We start from the raw sequence: 24,105 nt of genomic DNA, 5'->3' as shown, positions 1-24,105 counted from the left end.
GGATAAAAATTGGCCTCATTCACCCATAAAAGGAAAAGCTGCTACCTTAGGGGCAAAAATACAATGACCCGAAAAGAGCTCTTCAGTCAGGTAATAGCCTACTTTGAGGAAACCATGCCAGTAGCAGAAACGGAACTCCACTATGGCACACCCTACGAGCTTCTGGTTGCAGTAATCCTCTCGGCGCAATGCACCGATAAGCGCGTAAACGAAATTACTCCGCCATTTTTCAAGCAGTTTCCAACGCCACAAAAACTTGCTGCCGCCAATGTTGAGGATATTTTCGAAAGGATACGCAGCTGCTCCTATCCCAACAATAAGGCGAAACATCTATCGGGTATGGCTAAAATGCTAATTGATCAATTCGAAGGAGAGGTACCATCCGATATAGATGACCTTCAAAAATTACCGGGCGTGGGAAGGAAAACGGCCAACGTGATTGCCTCTGTGGTTTTCAATAAACCAGCCCTTGCGGTAGATACTCATGTGTTTAGAGTTGCAGCAAGAATTGGCCTCTCAGTCAAAGCCAAAACACCGCTAGAAACAGAGATGCAGCTGATGTCCTATTTTCCAGAGGCCCTGATACCCATTGCCCATCATTGGCTAATTCTGCATGGTAGGTACGTCTGCCTTGCTCGAAATCCAAAGTGCAACAGCTGTGGACTTACCCACCTCTGCCATTATTATAAGCATTTAGAGAAGACTACAAAAAGTTGAGCCTGTGGAACCGAACAATGAGGCTTAACTTTTCCTATATTTACCTCTGCCCAACTGGCCGCATACCAAAATCGGATGGAAGAAAATACGCCAAAATTGTTTGCACACCTGAGCAAAGATGAATTGCTGAATATATTAAGCAATACTCCAACCGGTATTGCAATTATTCAGCACGATAAAATCTGCTTCTGCAACAGCCACTACGCCGAAATTGGTGGTTTTGAAGTATCGGATTTAGTTGGCAAACCATTAATCAACATTGTCCATAAAAAAGATAAAAAATTACTAAGCCTAGTTCTTGCTAAAGATTTTCCTGAGATTAAGAATAAAAGAAGGAATTCTATAACCTACCGCCTTCTGGATAAAGAGGGCAACCTGAAATGGGTAAAGTCGCACATAACCATTATAGACTGGGGTGGAGAAACCGCACTGCTCGATAGCGCCATCGACTTTACACAACAAAAACAGACTGAGGCAGTAGTTCTTGAGGAAGAGAAGAATTTCAGGCTACTATACAACAGCATCGACGACCTAATTCTAATTGTGAACAGTAGTTTGCACATTATTCAAACCAACAACGCCACCCTCCGGTTACTCGGATATAAGGAACATGAAATCCTATTTAAATCTTTAGGAGAACTCCATTCAAACGACATAGTTGCCCAAGCCCAAGAACTGTTTGACAATCCTCGACTTGCCGACAAAAAGGGAATTGTTACCGATGTTTTTAAGTTGAATGGGGAGGCACTTGTTACTGAAACCTCCATAATGCGAGGAACATGGAGTGACCGCCCAGTCCTCTTTCTTTTCAGCCAAAACATTACCGACAAAATAAATGCTGAAAAAGCCATTAAAGCCTCGGAGGAGAAATTCCACAAGGCTTTTGAAACCAGCCCAATCAGCATGGCCATAACCACCATTGATGGCGGCATATTTCTCGATGTAAACAATTCATTCCTAAGGACATTTGGCTATCAACAAAAGGTTGAAGTAGTTGGAAAAACTACAGCAGAAATTCGTTTCTATGTTGAACCCAAAGATGGATTAAAAATAAGAAAAGATCTGACCAACATTAGCCGCATTGAGAATAGGGAGATTTTGCTTAGAAAGGCCAGCGGTGAAATTGCCACTGGGCTATACTCCGGCGAAATCATAAACATCTTAGGCGAAGATTGTATCATATCGGCTATTAACGACATTACCGAGCGCAAACGGGTAGAAAACATGCTTCAGGAGAGGACGGCACAGCTCTCCTCCATTCTAAACAACATCCCTTTCCTTGCTTGGATTAAGAATACTAACGGGCAATTTCTTGCAGTAAACGATGCCTTTGCCAACCACTACAACCAACCCATTGAAAAAATTATTGGACAAACCGATTTTCAGTTCTGGCCCTACGATAAAGCGTTAATTTTTAAGGAGAATGATGATCTGGTAGCAACAACAGAACAAAAACTCTTCTTTGAAACCAGTGAAGTGATAGCTGGTAAAACGGTGCACTGGGAAACATTTAAATCGCCCGTAATGAATCTTGAGGGCGAGGTAATTGCTATCGCCGGCCTTTCACGCGATATTACTGAACAAAAGGAATACCAAATCGAACGAGAAAAGAACCTGTTGTGGCAAGAGTTTCTGACAGACTTCTCCTTCACACTGGCAACCAATCCGTCCTTTGAGAGAATCTTGGAAAAGCAATTTGCAAAAATTGGCAAGATGCTTAGTCTCTCTCGGGTATTTTATTTAGCCGTTGACGATAATCGATTTGCCAACCTTACCTACGAATGGTGCGCTTCCAGCATTCAAAGCAGAAAGGAGGTTGTGACGAGGATCGACCTCAACATGCTATCCGATTACAACATCAAGCTCCGTGTTGGAGACATTCTCTCCATAGAAAACGTTTCCAAGCAGCTACCGAAATCATGGCAGCAGATGTTCACTGTTCGTGGAACCATGTCTGTTTTGGTGTCACCAATTTTCCAGCACAACGAGCTTATTGGAGTGGTTTGCTTTGAGGAGACAAGAGTTTACCGTTCATGGAAAAAATTTGAATCAGAAGGGTTAAAAACTATTACTAACCTACTTTCCTCTGCAATAGAACGAAAACAGGCTGAGGACTTGCTAAGCAAAAGCGAAAAAAAATTTAGAGAATTTGCCGAGCAGCTACCCGAATCGGTATTTGAAACCGACCTTAATGGAACTATAACATATGCCAACGACCTTCTATACAAACAATTCAGTCTACAACAAGGTCGATCCCCCTTCTTTCTAAAAAAGTTGCTAAGCAGGGCCGACGCTGGTCGGTTCGATGAGATTTTCCAAGCTGCTACAGTAGAACAGAAATCTCCCATTGGTGAATTTTTGGCAAAGCACGGATCGCGCAAAGAATTTCCGGTACTCCTCCACCTAAGTCCAATTATAGAGGAGAACAGCTGCACCGGTACCCGTGGATTGCTCATTGATATATCGGAACGAAAGAAGCAAGAAATGGAACTTTTAGCCGCTAAGGAAGCTGCTGAAAGAGCATCAAAAGCGAAGGAGGAATTTCTATCGGTAATGAGCCACGAAATTAGAACGCCCCTCAATGCAGTTATAGGACTGGCAAACCTCATGCTCCAAGAAGAACCTCGGTTCGATCAAAAAGAGAACCTAGACACCTTGCTTAGTTCCGCTCAAAGTCTTCTCGCCCTTATAAACGACATACTCGATTTCAGTAAAATAGAGGCCGGGAAAATAGCCATTGAGCGACGCTCGGTAAACCTCGCCAGCTTTGCGCAGAGCATGGCCAAAACCTTTGAGGTTACCGTAGCAAACAAAGGGCTGAAATTTGTTACAAAGGTCGACAAAGAACTACCCAACTCGGTAGTAACCGATCCTTTCCGTATCAGCCAAATTATTACCAACCTCGTGGGTAATGCAATTAAATTTACAGCAGCTGGCCACATTAGCCTAAAGATTAGGCAGATGGAGACCAAACAAAACGAAATACTGGTTCGCTTTGAGGTTCTTGACACCGGAATTGGCATAAAAAAAGAGAAGCAGATCGTAATTTTTAATGAGTTTACCCAAGCCGATGCTGCCATCACCCGAAAATACGGTGGAACTGGTTTGGGTCTTGCCATCAGCAAAAGGCTGGTTAACCTACTTGGTGGCGATATTAAATTAAAAAGCAAGCAAGGTGAAGGCTCAGTTTTTTTCTTCGACCTATGGATGACTGTTGCCATTCAAGAGGAACGGCAACCGAAAATCGTAGAAATTCCAGAAGGAGAAATTGCTGATTCGCTTAAGGGATCTAACATTCTTGTGGTTGAAGATAATGAGATTAATAAGCTCATCACACAAAAATTTCTCACCAAGTGGGGCGCACAATTTTTCCATGCCGAAAATGGTCAAGTGGCTGTTGATATGGTTAAAAACCAAGATTTCAGCTGCATACTTATGGATATTGAGATGCCCATTATGGGAGGGTATGAAGCCACCGAAAATATTAGAAAGTTGGACAAGTCCTCCGCACGACAAATCCCCATCATTGCATTGACCGCCTCTGCCCTACCGGATATTCAAGCAAGAATAATCAAGGCCGGAATGAACGATTTTCTCATAAAACCGTTTAACCCAAAAGAGTTGAGGCAAAAAATTCACCTATGGCTTACTAGATAGAAAATCAGGTAAAACATCCTCAACTGAAACCGTTCTACGATATTTGGCTTGTACAAGTACTAAATGAAAAATCTTCGTTAAGATGAACCAAGTAATTAAATGGCTGACAGTTGCCACGATGCTCCTAGTTACAGAACTTGCCATTGGGCAGGAGCTACCGGTATTGAATCAGAAAATTGTGGACTACGTCACCACGGTCATAGGCAAAAAAGTGGACAGGGGAGAATGCTGGGACCTTGCCAACAGAGCCCTCACCAATAATAACGCCGAATGGGATGGTGAGTATAAGTATGGCAAACGCATCGACCCAAAAAAAGATGTGGTCTTGCCGGGTGATATTATCCAATTCGAAAACGTAAAAGTGGTATACAAAAAAGGGAACACCACCACTACCGAAATGATGCCCCACCATACCGCCATTGTGTATAAGGTAATTGCGCCAGGTGTTTACGAATTAGCTCACCAAAATACTGGATTTTCGGGGCGTAAGGTAGGCCTGAGCGAATTTAACCTCACAAATATGGTGAAAGGCCGAATCTATTTTTATCGCCCAGTTTTAAAAGGACAAAGTGAAAAGTAGGTCAGATAAAAAATATTAACTGTCAACAATACTCTTATGCTTAAAAAAACATTAGCTGTTCTGCTTGCAGCGTGTATTACGGGAAGCTTATATTCTCAAGAAATTACATTTACTATTAATGGCAGCAAAGCACCTTTAGCGAAAATCTTTCGCTACCATGGTAGTAAAATGGAAAAGGTTGATTCCCTTTTAATCAACAACTTTAAATACACTTTTAAGCCAGACTCTACTATCACGGCAGGAGAATACCTGTTCACTTTACCCGGGAAGCGAGATATTCAATTTCTTTATACAGGCACTAGCTTTACAGTTCAGGCAAAAGATAGCACATCAGGTGCATCAATTAGTTTTAGCAATTCTAAAGAAAACGAGGTCTTTCATGCATTTCTAAATCAGAAGGAACAATATGACTCCAAAAAGGAGGAGCTGGAGAAATTAGCAAGAAAATCGTCGAAAAGAGGCAAACAACAGCAAGCATACCTAGCAGAACTTACCAAAGCAAAAGAGGAGTATACTATTAAATGTCTGGATCTTGCCAAAAATAACCTAGGCTTACTTGCCTCAACAATTATTAAGGCTACTGTTGGACCAGTTCCGCCACCTGCACTAACAATGGATGAACTGAAAAAGTGGCGACAGGAACATTTCTTTGACAATGTCGACCTTTCCGATCCAAGGCTTGAGTTCACTGAAATAAGCGGTAAACTAATTTGGAGCTACCTCGAACTATTTTTCAATACTACACTCGATAAGGAATCGCAGGAAGCCGTTTTCAAGAATGCACTAAATAACCTATTTGGACGGTCGGATATTGCAGAAAATCTCGTTCTATTTTGGGCCAACGATCTCTTCAACACCTTTGGGGAGACAGATTACGATGGATTAACCACCTACTTGTGGGATAGCTTTATTCAATCGCATTGCAGCCAAAATGATGATCAAACAATTACTCCAGCTGATATAGAAAAAATTAAAGCAACCGCGATTGGACAAAAGGCCTTCGACTTTACAATTACTACTTCTGACGAGAATAAACTTACACTGTCACAATCCAAAGCAAAATATACGCTTGTTCTATTCTGGGCCAGCTGGTGTCCGCATTGCATTCATGAATTGCCCCTCATAAAAAACATCTACGATCATTACAGTTCAAAAGGATTTGGAATTATTGGCATTTCAGTTGATTACGAAAAGTCAGATTACGAAAAGTTTCTAAAAGACTATAAAGTTGACTGGCCCAATACCCTTGCTGCTCAATCGTGGCAGAACGACATCTGCAAGCGATACAATGTAACCGGTACGCCAAAAATGGTGCTAGTTGATCAGAACCTGACCATTATTTCTAAACCAGCATCGCCTGAACAACTCGAAGCCAAGCTCAAGGAACTTTTGGGTAAGTAGAAAAATTGCATTGAACATCCATTTTTATCCAGTAATTATTATCTTCACTTCTGAAAATATAAGAAGAACTTTGTAGCATATAATTTAAGCATTTCATAATAAAATACTGAACATGGTTCGAACAATTGTAGCCGCCCTACTGCTAGTATACCTTATAAGTGGATGTAGCAAGGACAATTCAACCAACAATAAGGCGAAGTATGTAACCGAAATTGCTGCTGCAGAAAATGCATTTGCACAAATGGCCAAAGAGAAAGGGCTTCAAGCAGCATTTACATTCTTTGCTGCCGATAGTGCCGTTATCAACCGGGGAGATGTCCTTATTAAGGGTAAAAATTCCATTTTCTCCTATTACGGTAAGCCCAGTGGACTACAAAACGTTAAGTTGGAGTGGAAGCCAGATTTCATTGGAGTTTCCGCCAACGGTGACTTAGGTTACACCTACGGAAAATACCACTTTTCCGGAATGGATTCCTTTGGAAAGATGATCGAAAACGAGGGAATTTTTCACACGGTTTGGGAGCGACAAGCCGATGGTTCCTGGAAATTTGTTTACGATTAGAGGTATTCGAAAGTATTTGCCCAAAAGAGTATGGGTATAGCACAGGTAATCATAACGATGTCTAATTTACTTTTTTTCGAAAGTACACTATTAGAACAGTTGCAAATTCATGAAAACCGCCGAACTAATCTGTAACGATTGCTAAGGGAAGCCTAAATACTGACGCCAGCTCATCGGCCCAATCAAGCATATCCTCGTCGTCGGGTTCGCAGTAGCAGTTCACCATAACTTCCCTCCCCTCCCTATGGGTAGCCTTGAGGCTTAAAAGGACTCTGTTTAAATGCTCCTGTGATATGCCATTGATGTACCCCAGCCTCAAATTAAGCGTGAGCGGACTGGCCCCCGTCTCAGCAACATAATCGTTGATCCATTGAACAACCGGATCCACTAGGACCTGAGGGTCGGTGCAAACAAACAATCCCTTAAGTTCAACCACCCCGAGTTCAGCATTGCAGGAAATTTCGGGAGTTAACTTAGTTGCTTCTTGGTAATATGAGTTCAGGGCCATAATTGGGGATTTTATTGACCACTAAATTTATAACTAAAACTTTTAAAGGAGAAATGGTTATAGATAAAAAGAGGCCCCAATGGTAATGGCGCCTCTTCTTATGAAATATTATACCACCTCTACTAGTCAAGAAAATGGCAATAAATGTAATGGTTTAGTAAAGAAAGCATCTTATCGGCACCAATTAATCAGTCAGTGCCAACAAGATTCAAAATCTATTGAGCCTCCTTGAGTTTTGCCATATACATTGCAAAAGAACGATATAGGAAGTGAGTCCATTTTCCGAAGGGAACAATAATTAATGCCCACTGTACCAGCACAATCATGTGGAACAGATACATCCATATATTGTTCTCAAGAATATCGAGATCGATGAACAGCCTTACAATAAAAGCGGTGAGGCCCATCAACAGCAACCAGATTACAAAAAACCAATCGGATGGTTGAGAATTGCTACTTACCTCTTTTTTCTTTTTAATACGGCTCGATACAAAATCGATGGTTACAGCAAATATGATAATACTCTCAATGTATCCAAGTACGATCACGAACATGTTTGTAGCGGAAAACCAATCGAGAAAAACGGTGGTAAACAGCAGCGTCAAATAGCCAATCACTAGGATGAAATGCTCGAACCAACGGAATTGGTTATCATCGCAACCTAACGACCGCTTTTGGGTAAACATGTGCACTAACAGCTCCCCTATCGCCGTAAAGTAGGTTTTAACAGGAACCTTCACCTTCGGCTTGCCAATAACCAGCCACCACATCCGAACAATGTTTGGAAGCAGAATAATGGCAAATACTGAGGCTATGGCAATCATCTCAAATAAGTGACCAACGTGCATGATCTTCTCGAGATCGAAATTTTCGTAGGCACCATAAAAAATAACCGCAACGGCAGTGAGGATAAACATAACAATGCTCAATGACAAAGACTTGTAAAGCAGGCCTGAAAACCCAGTCCAGTCATAAACACCCGTAAGCCAACGCCTGAGCGACATCATTAATTCGCCCGGTTTAGCCACTTGAGGGCAATTGGTAGTACATTCTCCGCAGTAGTAGCAGAGCCATGGTTTTAATGAGGCCTTAATACCCTCCTCGTCTCCCAAAACGCTTAGGCGAACCATTTCACGGGGGAAAGAGTCGTTTTCGGTAGATAAAGAACAAATAGCGGTGCAGGTGCCACAGTTGTAGCAAGCATTATAATCGAATGCACCGTATTTTTTTAATTCCTTGCCGAATTCTGGATTTATAGTTGCCATTATTTTACCAATTTGTAGATATAATACTCGTCCATATCATCAATTCCCTCCACTTCCACATCTCCAAACTTGAGAAGTGTCATGAGGTAGTATGTGGTTTCGTCCAACGGTAGCTGCGTAGCTGCTGCAACTTGAGGAATAGTTTTTCCTTCCTCCCGCAGAGCCTCGAGAATTGCCTTCCGAATACGAACATACTTCTTCCGTCCCTCCTGAACATGAGCAGGAACTGTTCGGGTTTCCTTGATGATATTAATTGTTTTTGTCTTGGCTTCCATCGCTAAAGATTTTAAGATTCAGAAAGTGCATCAACCATGCCCTCAATTTGTGAATTGGTAAAACCTGCAAGATCGATGGCATCAGTTGGGCAAACTGGTGTACACATACCACATCCTTTGCAATTTGAAATGCTGATTTTGGCAACCTTACGGCCTTCATAATCAACTTCGCTGATGGCATCGAATGGACAAGCGGTAAAGCACTTATCGCAAAGAACGCAAGCGGCTGGATTCACCATAGCCAAAGTAGGTTCAAGTGCTATTTCCCCTTTTGTAAGAATGGAATTTGCTTTTGCTGCAGCCGCCATTGAGGAATTTAGTGTCTCCAAAATATTCTTTGGCGCCTGGCATGTGCCTGCAATTAGAACACCATCGATAACGGTCTCAACTGGACGCAGCTTCATGTGGATTTCGTTGAAGAAGTGATCGCGACCTGTTGGAATCTTTAGCTTGTGCATCAAGCTGTCGTTCTGGCGCGGAACCATGCCCGTTACCAGCACAACTAAGTCGGCTTCCGTCTCAATTTCCCTACCTGCAGAGAGAATATCCTTTACCTTAATAAAGGTTTTATTCCCCTTAGCCTCTAGCTGAGGAATGCTATTGAGTGCAAATTGGAGGTAGATGTCTCCACTCTTGGAAGATTCGGCGTAGAGCAATTCTTGCTTACCATAGGTGCGAACACCACGGGTAAAGTGCATGTTTGTGATGTTCTTGAATTTACGCTTCACCACAAGAGAGGAGTGAATTGCTGCAGTGCAGCAAAAACGTGAGCAATACTTATTATCACCCTCATCCTGCCTACTACCCACACAGTAAACGTAGGCAATCTTATTGATAGTCTTTCCGTTATAAACAAGCTGACCCTCGGTAGAATCAATCAGGCTTTTAAACTTTGGCAGCGTGATAACATTATCAAAATCGCCATAGCCGTATTCACCTTTTGATGGTTCGTAAGAATCAAAACCAGTATTTACAATTAAGGCACCAACATGCAACGGAAGGGTTTCACTACCCACTGTTACTTTTATATCGAAGTTACCAATGCTCCCTTTCTTCTCTGAAAGCTGAGCATTTGTAAACAGCTTGATGTTGCTCCGAGATTTAATCTCCTTGTGAAGATTTGCAACCAAATCTTTTCCTTGAACTTTGGAAGTAAATACCTCACCATACGTTCCGGCATGCCCCCCTACTGAAGCTTCCTTCTCTATTAGATACACCTCTGTACCCATATCGGAAAGGGCAATTGCGGAGCGCATACCACCAATACCTGCTCCCACTACCGCCACCGCGTTAGTTGTAGGAATCTTCTGCGAGGTTAATGCCTCCGACTCCGAAGCACGAGCAATTCCTGCCTTTACTAACAAAATAGCCTTCTCCGTTGCCCCCATTGGATTGTCGGAGTGAGCCCATGAACTTTGTTCGCGGATATTTACCTGAACGTAGTTGTATGGGTTAAGACCACCTCGTGCAGCCACAGCGCGAAAGGTAGGAACGTGAAGCTTTGGGGAACAAGATGCAACCACAATTGCATCCAGCTCGTTGGTCTGAATGTCATCAACCATCTCCTTTTGCGAGGAGTCGGAACAGGCAAAGAGTGTATTCTTTAGCAAGTAAACATTTGCCTCATCCTTAACGGCATCTTTTACTTTCTGTATATCAACATAATCGGAAATATTTCCGCCACAATGACAAACATAAACTCCTATTTTCTTCTTCATGATTGTAGCTTTAAATAACCAGATGTTTCAGCAGCAGCAGCACCGGCAGACATAATAGTGTCGGGAATATCCATAGGAGCAGTAGCTGTTCCGGCAACAAATACTCCCTTTATAGAGGTGAGTGCCGGGCTTTGCAATAAATCGGGTTGGTTGATAAAGTTTGAAGCATCCAATTCGAGGGTTGCATTCTTGAAAACATTCACAATTGCTGGATTTGGAAGAAGACCAACGGAAAGCACTACCAAATCGTGCTCTGCTTCCGTAACTTTTCCAGTTGCAATGTCCTCGTAACGCAGTATTAGGTTGCCATTTTCCTTTTCGGTAACCTTAGCCACTTTGCCCTTAACGTAGCGGGCCCCCATATCCTTTGCTTGCTCATAGAATTCATCATACCCCTTGCCGAATGCCCGAATATTGATGTAATACATGGTAATATCAGCCATAGGAAGCGCACCCATTAGCAACTGAGATTGCTTGGTGGAATACATGCAGCATACTTGTGAGCAAATAGCATTTCCGCACGTTTGATCGCGTGAGCCTGTGCAGAAAATATAGGCAATTTTATCGGGTGTCTTTCCATCGGATGGCCTAAGCACATTGTTGAAGGGCCGAGTTGGTGCAAGCTCCCGCTCCATTTGCATGGAGGTGATTACGTTCTTGAATCGACCATAACCATACCGAGGAATTAATGTAGGATCGAACAGGGTGAAACCGGTAGCGACAATAACTGCCTTAACCTTAATTTTAATGATCTCCTCTTTTTGAGAGAAGTCGATACAGTTGGAAGGACATTTTTGTTCGCATGCGCCACAAAGCATACAATTTTCAATATCAATTAGCGCAATACGCGGATTTGCGATATTGAACGGTATGTATACAGCCTTACGAGCTACCAAGTTGAATTGAAACTGATCTTCCACGATTACAGGACAAGCCTTTTCGCACTCCTGACAACCGGTACAATCCTTCTCAACCACATAGCGTGGGCGCTTTTTCAAAGCTACCGAAAATAGGCCATTCTCCTCCTTTACAATACTTTCTGCCTCCGTTAGAGTTAGAATAGTAATATTGGGATGGCGAGCCGTTTCGGAAACTTTTGGAGTGGTAATACAAGCAGCACAGTCGAGTGTAGGAAAAACCTTACTCAGGAGGATCATTTTACCTCCAATCGAAGGTTCTTTTTCGACTAGTAATACCCGAAAACCCATATCTGCGAGCTTAAGAGCAGATTCTTCGCCCGCTATACCCGCTCCGACAACTAATACGTCAAAGTCAGTTATTTGATCAATTTCTTGATTTGTTGGCATAATTGAGTTCTTAAATCATGAAAAATCAGCGAGCTGTTCCATTGTTATCTTGCAATAAACTTTTGCTTCGCAGATAAATCGTTTTTTCACACGCTAAACTTCAAAACAGAATAGATGTAAGTTCTTTTACATGAAGAAAAGTAGTTACACAAGGAATTGCAGCCCTCAAAACTGTTGTTAAAGAACAACCAAGCTATTCCTTCAAGATTGAATTAGGCCTTGCTCAATGCCTCCAACTCATTCATAAAGCTTGTAATATGCTTTACAAATGGTTCAGCACAAACAGAGCAGATTGCGGCCATTTTTAGTTGAGAGGGTTTTAACCCCTTTTCAACCATAAGGGCGTGTGTCGCCTTTACAATATCAGAAGTGCGATCGACGCACTGTTCCCCGAATGAGCAATCGGTACCATCGGCTGCAATAAATACACCACTAAACCCCTTTTCAAAAGCACGCATTATCCAGCGAGGTTTTATTCCGCTGGAACATGGAACGCTAATTGAATATACGTGGCTGGAGTAGTGCTTTTTAAGCAACCCTGCCAAATCGATGGCAGGGTCGGATATCTTTTCAGTCGAAAACACCAAAATCTTGGGGTTTGCCTTGGTATCCATCAACTATTTCTTTAAAAACATTCTGAAATAGCCATTTTCTTCAACGTCACCAAGATACTCGTAGCCTTGCTTGGTCGACCACTTGGGAATATCCTTCTTGGTTCCTTCGTCAGCCGAAAGAATTTCCATTACTTGACCTGCTTGTACTTCGCCAATTGCTTTCTTAGCGGCCAAAAGGGGACCTGGGCAAGAGGTTCCACGAGCGTCAACAATCTTATCTGCCTTTAGGTTCTTTAATTCTTCTGTTGTCATGATGGTAAAATATTAAATGTTTAAATAAATAGCTGAACTGAACTTTCGTCGGCATCGGCCAAAAATGTACCAACACCACAGTATGAGAGGTGAGGATAGTCAATCATCTCCTCCTTCTTAAAGCCCATGAGGTTCATGGACATTTCGCAAATGCAAATTTCAACGCCAAGCTCCGCTGCAGAAGCAAACATTTCATCGAGCGAAGCCACGTTCTTCTTCTTCATCAACGATTTAATCATGGCAGGTCCCATGCCACCCATGTTCATGCTCGAGAGTTTGAGTTTATTGCGACCGTGAGGAAGCATCATACCAAACATTTTGGACATGAAATCCTTGCCTTTGGCCTTCTTCTTGGCATCGCGAAGAGAAGCAATAGCCCAAAAGGTGAAAAACATTTTAACCTTCGAGTCCATGGCAGTGGCCCCTGTAGCAATAATCATTGCGGCGAGTATTTTATCCATCTCACCAGAGAAAACAACCATTGAGAGTTGATCATTATTCCTATTCTCCAGCTTGGAAATTCGTTTCTGCAGATCTAACATCTGCTGTTCTACATCTACGCTCATAATAATTTTAGATTAACATGTGAACATCAGCCTCTTGAGCTGCTTGGATATATGCACTTATACCTACAATATCGTCAGCAATATCAATGAAATCTTCCAACTTATCGCCGTTCCAAATTTTTCCGGCTAAACCGCAAATGTGGATTTTAAGATTGGTAATCTCCTTTGCCTCGCGGAAAAACTCCACCCATGTTTTAACATTCAAACGCTTGAGCGAAGCCATAAACTCCTCCTTTAGATCGGCATTTTCGGCCATTGCCAGCTTGCTGGCATCATCACCGATATCCTTCTTAAATGCTCTAGCACCTTGAAGTAAAACGTAAATTTCGATATCCATATCGTCGGCAGCAGCACCGCTGATTATCACTCCTGCAGCAGTTAACTTATCAACGCTACCAGAAAAGAGTGCTAAACACATTTTCTTTTTTTCCATGGCTAACAGTTTTTAGTAACTTTGCGACAAAGATATGTGGATATCCAACTATATCTTTTTATAGTGGCCTAAACCTCAACAGCTTTTTTTGTGATTGTAATCACACGTGAATTGTAAAACACTACGAGTATGACACTTAATTCGACAGTAAACAAAGGAAGGCCGGGCTGCAACAGCTGCATTGAATGCCAATTTCATTCCGCAGCTGCAAAAAACCTTACCCCTGATCAGTTCAAGTTTATGAGTTCAAACTCCCTCAATGCAGACTTTAAGAAGGGAGAAATAATTATAAAGCAGGGAGCTTTCTCCTTAAATATAGTATACCTGAGAACGGGCCTAGCAAAAGTTCACCTAAACGGGTTGACAAATAAAGACCATATCCTGAAATTTGTGAAAGCACCGGCCTACATTGGTCTTCCTACAAGTATTGGAGATAAGATTAATCAGTTTTCGGTAACCGCTATTGAGGATTCTTCGGTATGCTTTATCGACCAAAAATGCTTTAACGACCTCCTTCATGCCAACGAGAATTTCTCCTACGAGATTATTGTTGGCCTATGTAAAGACGAGCTTCAGTGCTTCAAATACAGCCTTTACAGGACACAGAAGCATGTAAGAGGGCTTGTGGCCGAAATGCTGCTATACTTTTCGAGGGAGATTTACATGAATGACACCTTTAACTGTCCGCTATCTCGCTACGAGGCAGCCGATTTTATAGGCACCTCGAGGGAGACTGTGTCGCGAATTCTCTCTGAATTTGAAAAGGAGGCGATTGTCAAAATCCACGGCAAACAGCGAACTATTCTAGATTATGGACGGCTGGATAGTATCTGCAAAAATGGCTAGATAGGTTGTAACCAATTACTGGCAGTAGCGTGCCACCATACTCTGCGCATCAAGGCTTCCCATGGATGAGGCCTTTTTCCAGTCGGAGCATGCACCTTGCTCATCGCCATTAGCCGACCGGGCATATCCCTTAAGCAAGTATACCTCAGCACTGGGTTGACCCAGATCCAACGCCATAGCATAATCCTGAATGGCATACTTATAGCTGTTGGTTTTCATGTAGATATTTCCGCGAGCAACATAGTAGGTTGCATTGTCGGCCTTTAGGAGAATACACTGGTTAATTTGCCGCAAGGCCTCCAGGTAGTATCCAGCCTCATACATAGCCAAAGCATAGTCGTAGAGTGTTTCAGGATTGTTGCCATGAGCCATAATATATAGACCAAAATCGGCTCGGCTTTGGTCGAACAGCTTGGCTCCCACTGATGCCTTGGCTCGTATTAAATAAAAGTCGGGGTTCAACGGGTCCAGCTCAATGGCCTTATTAATATCGTCAAGGGCCTTGGTGCTTTTATTATCGTCGAGATAGGCTTGTGCTCGCAAATAGTAGTAGCCTGCATTTCGGGAACTTCGCTTTATGGCTCTGGAGTAGGCATCAATGGCCGCTGAAAATGACCTCAGCTGGTAGTAAGCCTTGCCCATCAAGGCCTCCTGCTGATGACGAAGCTTATGCTTTTCGGCCTTCTCCTGAACAAGATCCAGCGCCTCAGTATTACTACCAGTATTAATAAGGTAAGTCATATCGGCTTCCAGCTGCTCATTCTTGTTATAGTAATCGCCACCCCACAACTTGCGCCAGTAGGGCGAGTTCTCCATCTTCTGCAAAGTTTTATCGAGCAAGTATGTGCTCTGAAGCTCCTTATACTTGGAGGTGAGCGATCGATACAGCCACTCACATGCAACTGAATCCTTTCCATCCAGTGAATATACCCTTGCCAAATCAACCGCCGCCATCCCTGGCCTAATCGCTTCTACCCGCAAATAACTGGCCTCTGCATTCTTTAAATCACCCGAAGCCAAGCCCACATCCCCTTTTAGCTGCATTGCATCCATTTCTGGTAGCTTCAAAGCTATAGCAGTATCAAGGAGGGAAATTGCTTGGGCATAGTGCTTCTGCACAAGCGCCCCCTTGGCCTGAAAGTAGCTGGTAAGGTAGCTGGGCTGCACGTTGGGCTGCGCCTGCAACCCAAGACAGCTAACTAGCAACACAGAAGTAAAAGCAAAACGAAACATGTGGTAAACAGCTCCTATTAATCAGTTTTATTATGTTGCTTATCGGTAAGCAGGTATACAAATCCTACCTTGGGCGCCCCCAGAAAAACGCCAATTGAACGGCGCTCCCAAACATCACAAATATAGTAGTAAACGCCCGGGGATGCCAATTTATTGGTGCCCATAACCTTTCCGTCCCAACGTATTTGAGGGTCTTCTGTTTGGAAAACCAAATCGCCGTAGCGGTTAAATATTTTCATCGACACCTTTTCGACATACTGGTAGGTATTCTTTACCGGGACAAACAGATCGTTTATCCCATCACCATTAGGAGTAAATACGTTAGGTAGATCGTAGAGGCTACAGCTATCGGCGGCAACAGCCTTGGTCATATCGCTCCTATTTCCAACCGAATCCACCGCCACAATTCCGTAGGCTCCACCAAGGTTGAGCGTTGGGAAGTGCTTGAAGCTAAACGCGTCGTGGTGCGGAATATAGGTTAAGCTGTCCAGTGGATTATCAACTAGGTTGGAGTAGTATAAAATGTAACCCGCCACATCGGAGCCACAGGAGCCATCGGGTAGTGCCCAATACAATACATTGAAAAGGCTATCGCAGTTTACAACCACCGAAAGCGAAGGTGCGCATGGCGGTATATTATCGTATGGCGTAATGGTTCGTAAAAGCGACCGGTTGGTGCTTGAATACTGAACCTTATCATACGTGTATGTTCCATGACTAATAGCATAGTAGGCATAGCTTTCACCGTTGATAAGATTTTTATCTTGGTAATCCTTGGAATGCGATGTCACCACAAAATTGAATGGTCCTCCCTCCTCGCTCCGGTAGATATCGTAAGCGCTATTTTGCCAAGGGGTATTATTCGAAAAGTGGATATTCACCTGCTTGTCGGTGGGTGTAAGTTCAGGGAGTAAAGCAGATGCTACACCCGGATAACCTACCCGCATTCCTTTTGGCACATCGTAAAGTTCAACCATGTAGGAGTATGGACCAGCAACCGTGTTGATTGCTGTATCCAAATAGGTGGTATCCGTTATGGAGGTTAGAGAGGAATCAATCACCTGAAAGTTTCCACCCCACAGGTCGTTGCTACGGGAAATATAGTAACGATATGGACCAGGGAATTGAAGTGTGTCAAAATCGGTGGGTATGCGCCATGCCAGCGATATTTTCCCATTCACAGCAATGGAATCAACGCTGACCTTGCATATAAAAGGTAATCCAGGAACCAGCGGTGTGCATACCTCATCGGACGGATAGCCCTCCTGATCGTCGTTAAAAACGGCAGCTATCCGGTAGCAATAGAGGCCACCCTGAGTAAGACCAATGCCCTGATTATTGTCTATGTATGTGGTGGAACTGGTGGTATCAACAAATCCAATCTTTGTAAACCCTGCTTCGGTTAGCTGGTTTGTTTGGCAGGAGTCGAGCACAAAGCTGGAGGAGTCGACCTTCCTATAGATGTTATAGCCCTTAATATTTCCGCAGCCGCAGGACTCCCAACTTAGCGTAACCGCATTGGTTGCCGGTTCCGCCTTCAAATTCTTAGGGGCGGGACCCAAAACAGTAATAATTAGTGGATCCATGTCCACCAAGCTAACGTGTGGGTTGTTATCCTCTGCCTTTAGAATAATCTCGTAGGGTTGTTTCCGAACATGCTGGCAAACGGTTTGCCAGGTAAAAAGTGAGGTGATTCTACCCGCACTAGCCGAAATTAGCTGAAGGCTTTTAGCCGGACTAACGGAAAGGTTTAGCGGCCCACCAATAACTTTATGCGACAAGGGATCGTTGTCGGGATCGCGGGAGGTTACTAATAAAGATATTTTTTTGCCAGCCTCCACGCACAGCTTGGGAAGTGGGTCGTTCACCGGTGGGCGGTTGGTGGTGTTTCTTACATCAATTTGCATATCGCGAACGATGTTTCCAATTTTTATACCATCGCGCCACTCCATCACGTTGATGGCCACGTTGTAGCTGCCGGTATCGGTTGGGGAATCCCAAATCAAATCGCCGGTAACCGGATTCACGGTCAGGCTCCTCGAGGCTGGTGGCAATGTATAACCGGGAATGGGGTTTCCATCCTCTCCAAGGCAAACGGTAAGGTCGTATGAGAGGCTATCGCCCTCGGCATCGTATGCGGCAGGGTTATGCACAAACAGCTGGTGAAGCCCCGCCATATCAATGGGCGGGTTAAGCAGAACAGGTGTTGTATTGTTCCCTAGCTCGGCATTAATTACAAGCGTCGACTTGATGGTAAATACGGTAAACACAGAGTTGGGAATATTCTTCACTCCGTAATTACGGTTGGGATCCTCCACAACAATATCGTACGCCCCAGGGCCAGGAAAGGTATGCTGCGATTTGTAGGTGTTACGCTTGTAATTATTGGGAAGGTAGATCAACTCGATACGGGCCACCTCTTCCGAAACATTATCGCCATATGTAACACGGAGCGTTGGCCGATCGGCAGCTCCCGGAAGTGAGCTCGTGTAGGTAACCACCGTTATTTCGTAGGTAAGCCCGGAAATTTGACGGTAAGTAATTTCTCCAGCTCTATTATGAGTAGCAAAGCCAACCAGCGGCAAAAGGCATAATAGGTAGAAGAGTAAAATATTCTTCATCGGTTACAACTCAATCGTCTGCTTAACGTTGCCAATGTTCATCATGTAACCCTTTTCCGTGCCATTACCCTGGCCAAAAATAAGTAGGTTACTTTGATCTTCAAAGAGGTCGAGCAGCATGGTATTCTCCACTGCAGCTGAGTTAAGAACAAACTTTCCGTGTTTTGGGGTATCCAAATCACCTTCAAGTATAACCCATACCGACTCCTCATTCATTCTCCGATCAACAAACCGCAAGGTAATAGGTTTCTTGTTAATTTCAATAAAAAGACGATTGGTGAGGTACTGCACCATAAGGGTATCAGCATTGGGAGCCTCCTCCTTGGTACCAAGCTGCAAGTTGGCAGCACAGGTGTTGTTCACCACTAGCTGGATATCGTTGGTAAAGAGCTTCACTTGAACGTAAACTTTCGCACTATCAGCCTTTACGTCGATAGTGGTAACTGATACGTGCACCGGGTGGAGCATCATGCTCATCATTCCACCCAAAATAACGTTCAGAATTGGAACTCCCATGAGAAGAATATTTGGTTGACATATTCACCGTAAATATATGAAGGAAAACGTCAACCTATTCCGAAAAGTTTGTGAACGACACTCCAGCGTTGAGCATCGTACTAAATCCTTACACCTTACCTAGATGAAGCATGTTAGACACCTTACTTATTTCCATGAACGTAGCTCCATTGCTTGGGCCAAAGCTTCCACCAATAACTACCACCATGTCGTTGAGCTCGAGCTTGTGCTGGTCGAGCAGCATTTGCATGGCTTCGTGCACAAATTCATGCTTGTGAGTAAAACGAGGTTCCAAATACATTGCCTCAACACCATACGATAGTGCCAGCTGACGCATAACGTATTCCTTGTAGCACATGGCATACACCGGCACCAACCCCCTGAATCCGGAGATATAACGGCCTGTTCTACCTGAAAGAGTATCAACAATCACGGCCTTAATGGGAAGCTGAATGGTGGCACGAACCGCCGATTTTGCAAGGATGGCAGTAATCTCGTTATTAACCCTAATAAAGTTGATCTCCACATCGGGTTCCTGATGCGATTCTATTTCATTGGCAATACTGGTCATAACCTTTACCGCCTCCTCGGGATACTCCCCGTAGGCTGTCTCGCCGCTAAGCATAACAGCGTCGGTGCGCTGGTATATAGCGTTGGCTACGTCGCTCACCTCGGCACGGGTGGGGCGTGGGTTTTCGATCATGGTGTGGAGCATTTGGGTAGCAATAATTACCGGTTTCTTACTCAAAATGCACTTTCGAATGAGCTGACGCTGCACCACCGGAATTTGCTCGGCCGGAATTTCAATGCCCAAATCACCTCGGGCAACCATAATACCGTAGGCATAGTCGAGTATTTCGTCGATGTTATCTACGCCTTCGCGGTTTTCAATCTTGGCAATGAGCTTAATGGGGCTCTTCCTTTCATCGAGAATGGCTTGAATTGCCATCAGATCCTCCTTGCGGCGGACAAAGGAGTGGGCAATGAAGTCAATCTTCATATCCACTGCAAAGTGCACAAAATCGATATCCTTCTCCGAAAGCGAGGGCAGGTTGATGGATACGCTTGGAATATTTACGCTCTTGTGACCCTTAATGGTGCCGTGGTTTTTCACCTCACACACCAGCTCGTCATTTTTCACCTGCTTTACCTCCAGCGCAATATCGCCATCGTCTATAAGCAGAAGCGTACCTGCTTTAATGTCCTTGGCAATATTGGCATACGACAAACACAGGCAGCTGCGCGACGAAACACCGGTGGGATCGCCCTTTACAATAACGGTATCGCCTGTAGCCACTTCAAAGCCAGCGTCGCCGGCCATGGATGTAGTGCGAATTTCAGGACCTTTGGTATCGACAAGAATGGCAATTTTGTCCGAGACTTTCCGGACATTTTCAATTAGCTTAACGGATTCGGAAGGAGACTGGTGGGCGGTGTTGAGCCTCACTACATTTACACCCTCCTTATACAACCGTTCCAGAAAATCAACTTCACAGCGTCTGTCACTAATTGTTGCAACAATCTTTGTACGTTTTACCATAGTTTATATGTTTTGTATTTTAATGTTTTTTGGAGAAGATGAAGAAAAACGAGCTACATTTGGCCAATTTGATGCAAAGTAACCAAAAAAAAACCAGCCATCCACCAGCTAAAAAAAATTTAACACAACAGCAAGGCAATGAATTGGAACGATGCAATTAAAGGCTTTAGCAGCTTTCTTCGCCTTGAGAAAGGACTTTCTGAAAACTCCATTTCGGCCTACGCTACCGACATGGCAAAGCTGTGGCATTTTTGTGCTCAGACTCTTGGAAAACAGGTACCCACAAAAATCAACCAGCAGGATGTGGAGCAATTTCTAACGCACATAGAGGAGAGCGGCCTCAATAAGCGAAGCCAAGCCCGCGTGCTTTCGGGCATCAAGGGTTTTTTTCGCTACCTGCAGCTGGAGGAATCCATTGAGAACGACCCCACCGAGCTGCTTCAGGGACCAAAGGTGGGTCGGAAACTTCCCACGGTGCTTAGCGTGGAGGAGATTGATGCCATTATTGGCTGCATAGACCTGAGCAAACCCGACGGACATAGGAACAAGGCCATGCTGGAGACCCTCTACAGCTGTGGCTTGCGCGTTTCGGAGCTGGTGGGCATAAAACTCTCCGATCTCCACTTCAACGACGAATATATTAAGGTTACGGGCAAGGGCAACAAGGAGCGGCTAGTTCCCATAAGCAAGAGAGCCATTACCGAGATTGGATACTACCTCCCCGACCGCAACCAAAAAGACCCCGACGTTGGCAGCAAGGATATCCTGTTTCTGAACCGCAGCGGAAAGAAGCTCTCGCGCGTCATGATTTTTACCATCACAAAGAAGCTGGCCGAAAAGGCTGGGATCAAGAAAACCATAAGCCCACACACCTTCCGCCACAGCTTTGCCACACACCTTGTGGAGGGTGGCGCCGACCTCCGCGCGGTGCAGGAGATGCTGGGCCACGAGTCCATCCTCACCACCGAAATATACACCCACCTCGACAACACCTACCTCCGCGAAACCATTATGCAGTTTCACCCTAGGGCGTAGCCATCTACATTCCTTTATAAAACAACCAGCAGATTGAAATCCAGTAAAAGGATGAAGCAACTTCAAATTACCCCAAAGCGTGATGCAAGCAACTGATAGTAACACCCAATCGAAAAGTTATACCTATAATCTCTTCTCTCCCGGGCTAATTGCAACCGGATACCTATTTATTTGTGTTGCCGTAATCCTTCTTTGCTTAGTGCTATTCACCTCGGCAAGCGAAGAACCCTATGGCTACTTCAGCATAGCCTTTATGCTTACCGGAATTGGGCTAATTATTGTCTCCACAAGTTCAACCATTACCGTTGTAGACGAGCCCAAGGAGGTGCTGCTGGAATCGCGCATGTTTGGGATGGTGACGTCCACCAAACGGGTGAAAATTCCAACCGGCTGCAAGGGGCTCCTTATTAAAATCACCACCAAACGAAGCGTAAGCCGCTTTAATGCGGTGCTGCCGGTAACCTCTACCTTTAAGTCGTTCGACATGTTTTTCTACACCGACACCAGGGTGGTGCGGTTAATTAACACCGACTACGACCGAGCCATTGAAATTGCCATCTTTATTAAAGAGCAGCTGGGAATCGACTACGTTGTTAAGTAAAAAAAGTGAAGAGTGACTAGTTACCAAGCCAGTCAACAAAGGTTGAGCGGTAGGTATCTGCCAGCAGCGGAAATGCCAACTAGGGTATTTTTTGCAAAGCCTAACTTTACAAGGGACGAGACAACCACTCTGCACAAGAGAGTTAATCATAATGTAAATGGGTCTAACGATTGTCAGACCCATTTACAAGCTGTGCGAAATGCATAAACCGTAGCCTTGCTCTAGGACAAGGCGGCTATTTCCAAATTACTTTTTTGCCACACCAATCACGCCACAGGCTACCCGAGAGCCTGCATTTCCCGTTGGTTGGGTTACGAAGTCATCGGCACCTTGGTGAACAATAATTCCACGACCAAGAATAGAGAGAGGTCCATTCAGCTGAATAACCTTATCGACATATTCCACATGTGCTTTACCTGAGGCATCGGCAACAATATTGCCCATATCGCCTACGTGGCGCTTTGCATCCGTAGGAGCACCGTGGGGCATATGGGTTGGATTAAAATGCCCGCCAGCCGATGTGCCGTCGGCAGCAGTGCAATCGCCGCATTCATGAATATGAAATCCATGCTTCCCGGGGGTTAAGCCTTTAACGTCGCCCGAAACCAGAATTCCGTCGGGTGTTTGTGTAAATGTAATTACACCACTAACATTATTTCCTGCAGTAGGGTAGAGAATGCAAACAGCCTTTTGAACTTCTGATTTCATGGCCATTTTGTGCATGTTTTGACCAAATCCATTAAGTGCTGTAACCAGCAAGACAGCCATCAACAAGAAACTCTTGCTTACAGCATTCATTATCTTTCTCATAGTTCTATATTTAAGTTAATATTATAGTGGAAAACAAATTAGATGCTACAATGTCGGATGGATATGGTTAAGAAGTGTTAAATGGTGAGAAGTGAAAAGTGAGAAGTGAGAAGTGAGAAGTGAGAAGTGAGAAGTTAAAAGTTAAAAGTTAAAAGTTAAAAGGAAGAAATAGAAAATAGAAAGTAGAAAGTAGAAAGTAGAAAGTAGAAAGTAGAAAGTGGAACCGACCGAAGGGAGTTCGGCGTAGCCAAAGTGGAAAGTGGAAAGTAAAAAAAGGGAGATTGAAAATAGAAATTAGAAATTAGGAAATTGAAACTGCCAGTTGGAGCGCCCTAGGCTGCGGAGCCGGGGACCTTAGGCCGAAGGGAGCGCTTTTCAACGGCAAAATTGAATTTGGGTATAACCGGTAGGTTCTTCCTGAATACGGCCTCGTAGAGGCCTAACGTTGGTAGGAAAAGTAATCCATATAGAGCCAGCGCGCCGTAGGTGCGCAACTATGCTACCCAAATCACCGACAAAGAAAATTGTTGCGCACCTACGGAGCGCCAACGCCTCTCCTTCCAAACGCTACCAACGTTTGGCTCCCACGGTGCCGAGAGCTTTTCCGCGCCCTAGGCTGCGGAGCCAATAAGGGTCTGCGAACTCAATAAACCATTGAAACGGTTTGGGCTTTCCAACGGTAATTTATAGCCACGGTTGAAACCGTGGGCTATGCCATTCTATGGCGATAGTCCGAAGGCGAGCGCTATGCACCATCATTAAAAGGTTAAACTCCTACGGAGTATTAGCAACAAGGATAGCTACTCTTTTCTACAAAATTTCATCGCCTACGGCGAAGGTGGCGTATGAAAAAAGAAAAATGGAGAAGCGCCTATCCTGAGTCATTCGGAAGCCGCCGTGTTCAAGCGAGCGCCCTAGGCTGCGCAGCCGGGGACCCTTAGGCCGAAGGGAGCGCAAAAACGGCGGCTGTTTGAGCGAAGCGAGTATTGCCGTTTTAGCTCGCGAGGCCGTAAAGGGTCGGCGAGCAGCCAAGGCTTGATTTTTTCGT

23 protein-coding genes are annotated in these 24,105 nt (G+C 44.2%); 8 read left to right on the top strand and 15 right to left on the bottom strand.

The annotated features are described in order from the left end of the window. Positions 1–63: 63 nt before the first annotated feature. The 5 genes from nth (at position 64) to VMW01_08690 (ending at position 6,917) form a co-directional block, all read left to right on the top strand. Entirely contained in the window at positions 64–717 is a 654-nt protein-coding gene (gene nth, locus VMW01_08710; GenBank protein HUW06331.1) for an endonuclease III, read from the top strand. A 75-nt stretch (positions 718–792) separates the two neighbouring features. Further along, on the top strand, positions 793–4,374 hold the full coding sequence (locus tag VMW01_08705) for a PAS domain S-box protein (protein HUW06330.1): 3,582 nt from the start codon (positions 793–795) through the stop codon (positions 4,372–4,374). Positions 4,375–4,456: 82 nt separating this feature from the next. Next, a complete protein-coding gene (locus VMW01_08700; protein ID HUW06329.1) occupies positions 4,457–4,954 on the top strand; it encodes a hypothetical protein in 498 nt (165 codons plus the stop codon). Positions 4,955–4,990: 36 nt separating this feature from the next. Beyond that, on the top strand, positions 4,991–6,355 hold the full coding sequence (locus tag VMW01_08695; GenBank protein ID HUW06328.1) for a TlpA disulfide reductase family protein: 1,365 nt from the start codon (positions 4,991–4,993) through the stop codon (positions 6,353–6,355). 112 nt (positions 6,356–6,467) lie between these two features. Then, positions 6,468–6,917 (top strand): DUF4440 domain-containing protein, encoded by a 450-nt coding sequence (locus VMW01_08690; GenBank protein HUW06327.1) that lies wholly within the window; start codon positions 6,468–6,470, stop codon positions 6,915–6,917. A 124-nt stretch (positions 6,918–7,041) separates the two neighbouring features. On the opposite strand, the gene VMW01_08685 is transcribed toward VMW01_08690, so the two are convergent. The 9 genes from VMW01_08685 to VMW01_08645 form a co-directional block, all read right to left on the bottom strand. Next, the gene (locus VMW01_08685) at positions 7,042–7,425 is read right to left on the bottom strand and encodes a SiaC family regulatory phosphoprotein (GenBank protein HUW06326.1); all 384 of its coding nucleotides are present in this window, start codon (positions 7,423–7,425) and stop codon (positions 7,042–7,044) included. Between the two features lie 215 nt (positions 7,426–7,640). After that, positions 7,641–8,690: a 4Fe-4S dicluster domain-containing protein gene (locus VMW01_08680; GenBank protein HUW06325.1), complete on the bottom strand. Its 1,050-nt coding sequence runs from the start codon at positions 8,688–8,690 to the stop codon at positions 7,641–7,643. Next, on the bottom strand, positions 8,690–8,965 hold the full coding sequence (locus VMW01_08675; protein ID HUW06324.1) for a hypothetical protein: 276 nt from the start codon (positions 8,963–8,965) through the stop codon (positions 8,690–8,692). Before VMW01_08675 ends, VMW01_08680 begins: the two co-directional genes overlap by 1 nt. 11 nt (positions 8,966–8,976) lie before the next feature. Beyond that, complete coding sequence (locus VMW01_08670; GenBank protein HUW06323.1) at positions 8,977–10,683, bottom strand: 4Fe-4S binding protein; 1,707 nt, start codon at positions 10,681–10,683, stop codon at positions 8,977–8,979. Further along, complete coding sequence (locus VMW01_08665; protein HUW06322.1) at positions 10,680–11,990, bottom strand: CoB--CoM heterodisulfide reductase iron-sulfur subunit A family protein; 1,311 nt, start codon at positions 11,988–11,990, stop codon at positions 10,680–10,682. Before VMW01_08665 ends, VMW01_08670 begins: the two co-directional genes overlap by 4 nt. A gap of 212 nt (positions 11,991–12,202) precedes the next feature. Beyond that, positions 12,203–12,604 (bottom strand): hydrogenase iron-sulfur subunit, encoded by a 402-nt coding sequence (locus tag VMW01_08660; GenBank protein ID HUW06321.1) that lies wholly within the window; start codon positions 12,602–12,604, stop codon positions 12,203–12,205. A gap of 3 nt (positions 12,605–12,607) precedes the next feature. Then, a complete protein-coding gene (locus VMW01_08655; GenBank protein ID HUW06320.1) occupies positions 12,608–12,856 on the bottom strand; it encodes a sulfurtransferase TusA family protein in 249 nt (82 codons plus the stop codon). Positions 12,857–12,876: 20 nt separating this feature from the next. Then, a complete protein-coding gene (locus VMW01_08650; protein HUW06319.1) occupies positions 12,877–13,422 on the bottom strand; it encodes a DsrE/DsrF/DrsH-like family protein in 546 nt (181 codons plus the stop codon). Positions 13,423–13,429: 7 nt separating this feature from the next. Continuing rightward, on the bottom strand, positions 13,430–13,855 hold the full coding sequence (locus VMW01_08645) for a hypothetical protein (protein ID HUW06318.1): 426 nt from the start codon (positions 13,853–13,855) through the stop codon (positions 13,430–13,432). A gap of 129 nt (positions 13,856–13,984) precedes the next feature. On the opposite strand from VMW01_08645, the gene VMW01_08640 reads away from it, so the two are divergent. Continuing rightward, positions 13,985–14,701 (top strand): Crp/Fnr family transcriptional regulator, encoded by a 717-nt coding sequence (locus VMW01_08640; GenBank protein HUW06317.1) that lies wholly within the window; start codon positions 13,985–13,987, stop codon positions 14,699–14,701. A gap of 15 nt (positions 14,702–14,716) precedes the next feature. On the opposite strand, the gene VMW01_08635 is transcribed toward VMW01_08640, so the two are convergent. The 4 genes from VMW01_08635 to pyk all read right to left on the bottom strand — a co-directional run bounded on the left by VMW01_08635 (position 14,717) and on the right by pyk (position 20,611). Continuing rightward, a complete protein-coding gene (locus VMW01_08635) occupies positions 14,717–15,934 on the bottom strand; it encodes a tetratricopeptide repeat protein (GenBank protein ID HUW06316.1) in 1,218 nt (405 codons plus the stop codon). Between the two features lie 17 nt (positions 15,935–15,951). Then, positions 15,952–18,555: a gliding motility-associated C-terminal domain-containing protein gene (locus VMW01_08630; protein ID HUW06315.1), complete on the bottom strand. Its 2,604-nt coding sequence runs from the start codon at positions 18,553–18,555 to the stop codon at positions 15,952–15,954. 3 nt (positions 18,556–18,558) lie between these two features. Next, positions 18,559–19,071 carry a DUF6702 family protein gene (locus VMW01_08625; GenBank protein HUW06314.1) on the bottom strand — a complete coding sequence of 171 codons (513 nt, stop codon included), beginning with the start codon at positions 19,069–19,071 and terminating at the stop codon, positions 18,559–18,561. A gap of 109 nt (positions 19,072–19,180) precedes the next feature. After that, positions 19,181–20,611 (bottom strand): pyruvate kinase, encoded by a 1,431-nt coding sequence (pyk, locus tag VMW01_08620; protein ID HUW06313.1) that lies wholly within the window; start codon positions 20,609–20,611, stop codon positions 19,181–19,183. A gap of 138 nt (positions 20,612–20,749) precedes the next feature. Between pyk and xerD the strand changes: the two genes are divergently transcribed. Continuing rightward, positions 20,750–21,646, top strand: a complete 897-nt coding sequence (xerD, locus tag VMW01_08615) for a site-specific tyrosine recombinase XerD (protein ID HUW06312.1) — start codon at positions 20,750–20,752, stop codon at positions 21,644–21,646. An 82-nt stretch (positions 21,647–21,728) separates the two neighbouring features. Next, positions 21,729–22,247: a hypothetical protein gene (locus tag VMW01_08610; protein ID HUW06311.1), complete on the top strand. Its 519-nt coding sequence runs from the start codon at positions 21,729–21,731 to the stop codon at positions 22,245–22,247. 246 nt (positions 22,248–22,493) lie between these two features. Here the strand turns inward: VMW01_08610 and VMW01_08605 are convergent, their stop codons facing one another. Beyond that, positions 22,494–23,057 carry a superoxide dismutase family protein gene (locus tag VMW01_08605; GenBank protein ID HUW06310.1) on the bottom strand — a complete coding sequence of 188 codons (564 nt, stop codon included), beginning with the start codon at positions 23,055–23,057 and terminating at the stop codon, positions 22,494–22,496. An 810-nt stretch (positions 23,058–23,867) separates the two neighbouring features. Beyond that, on the bottom strand, positions 23,868–24,105 hold a 238-nt coding region (locus VMW01_08600), incomplete at its 5' end, for a hypothetical protein (protein HUW06309.1).

This window comes from Williamwhitmania sp. (assembly GCA_035529935.1).
Lineage (GTDB): Bacteria > Bacteroidota > Bacteroidia > Bacteroidales > Williamwhitmaniaceae > Williamwhitmania.
Note: the sequence above shows the minus strand (reverse complement) of the source record. Positions and strands in the feature narration are given on the sequence as shown.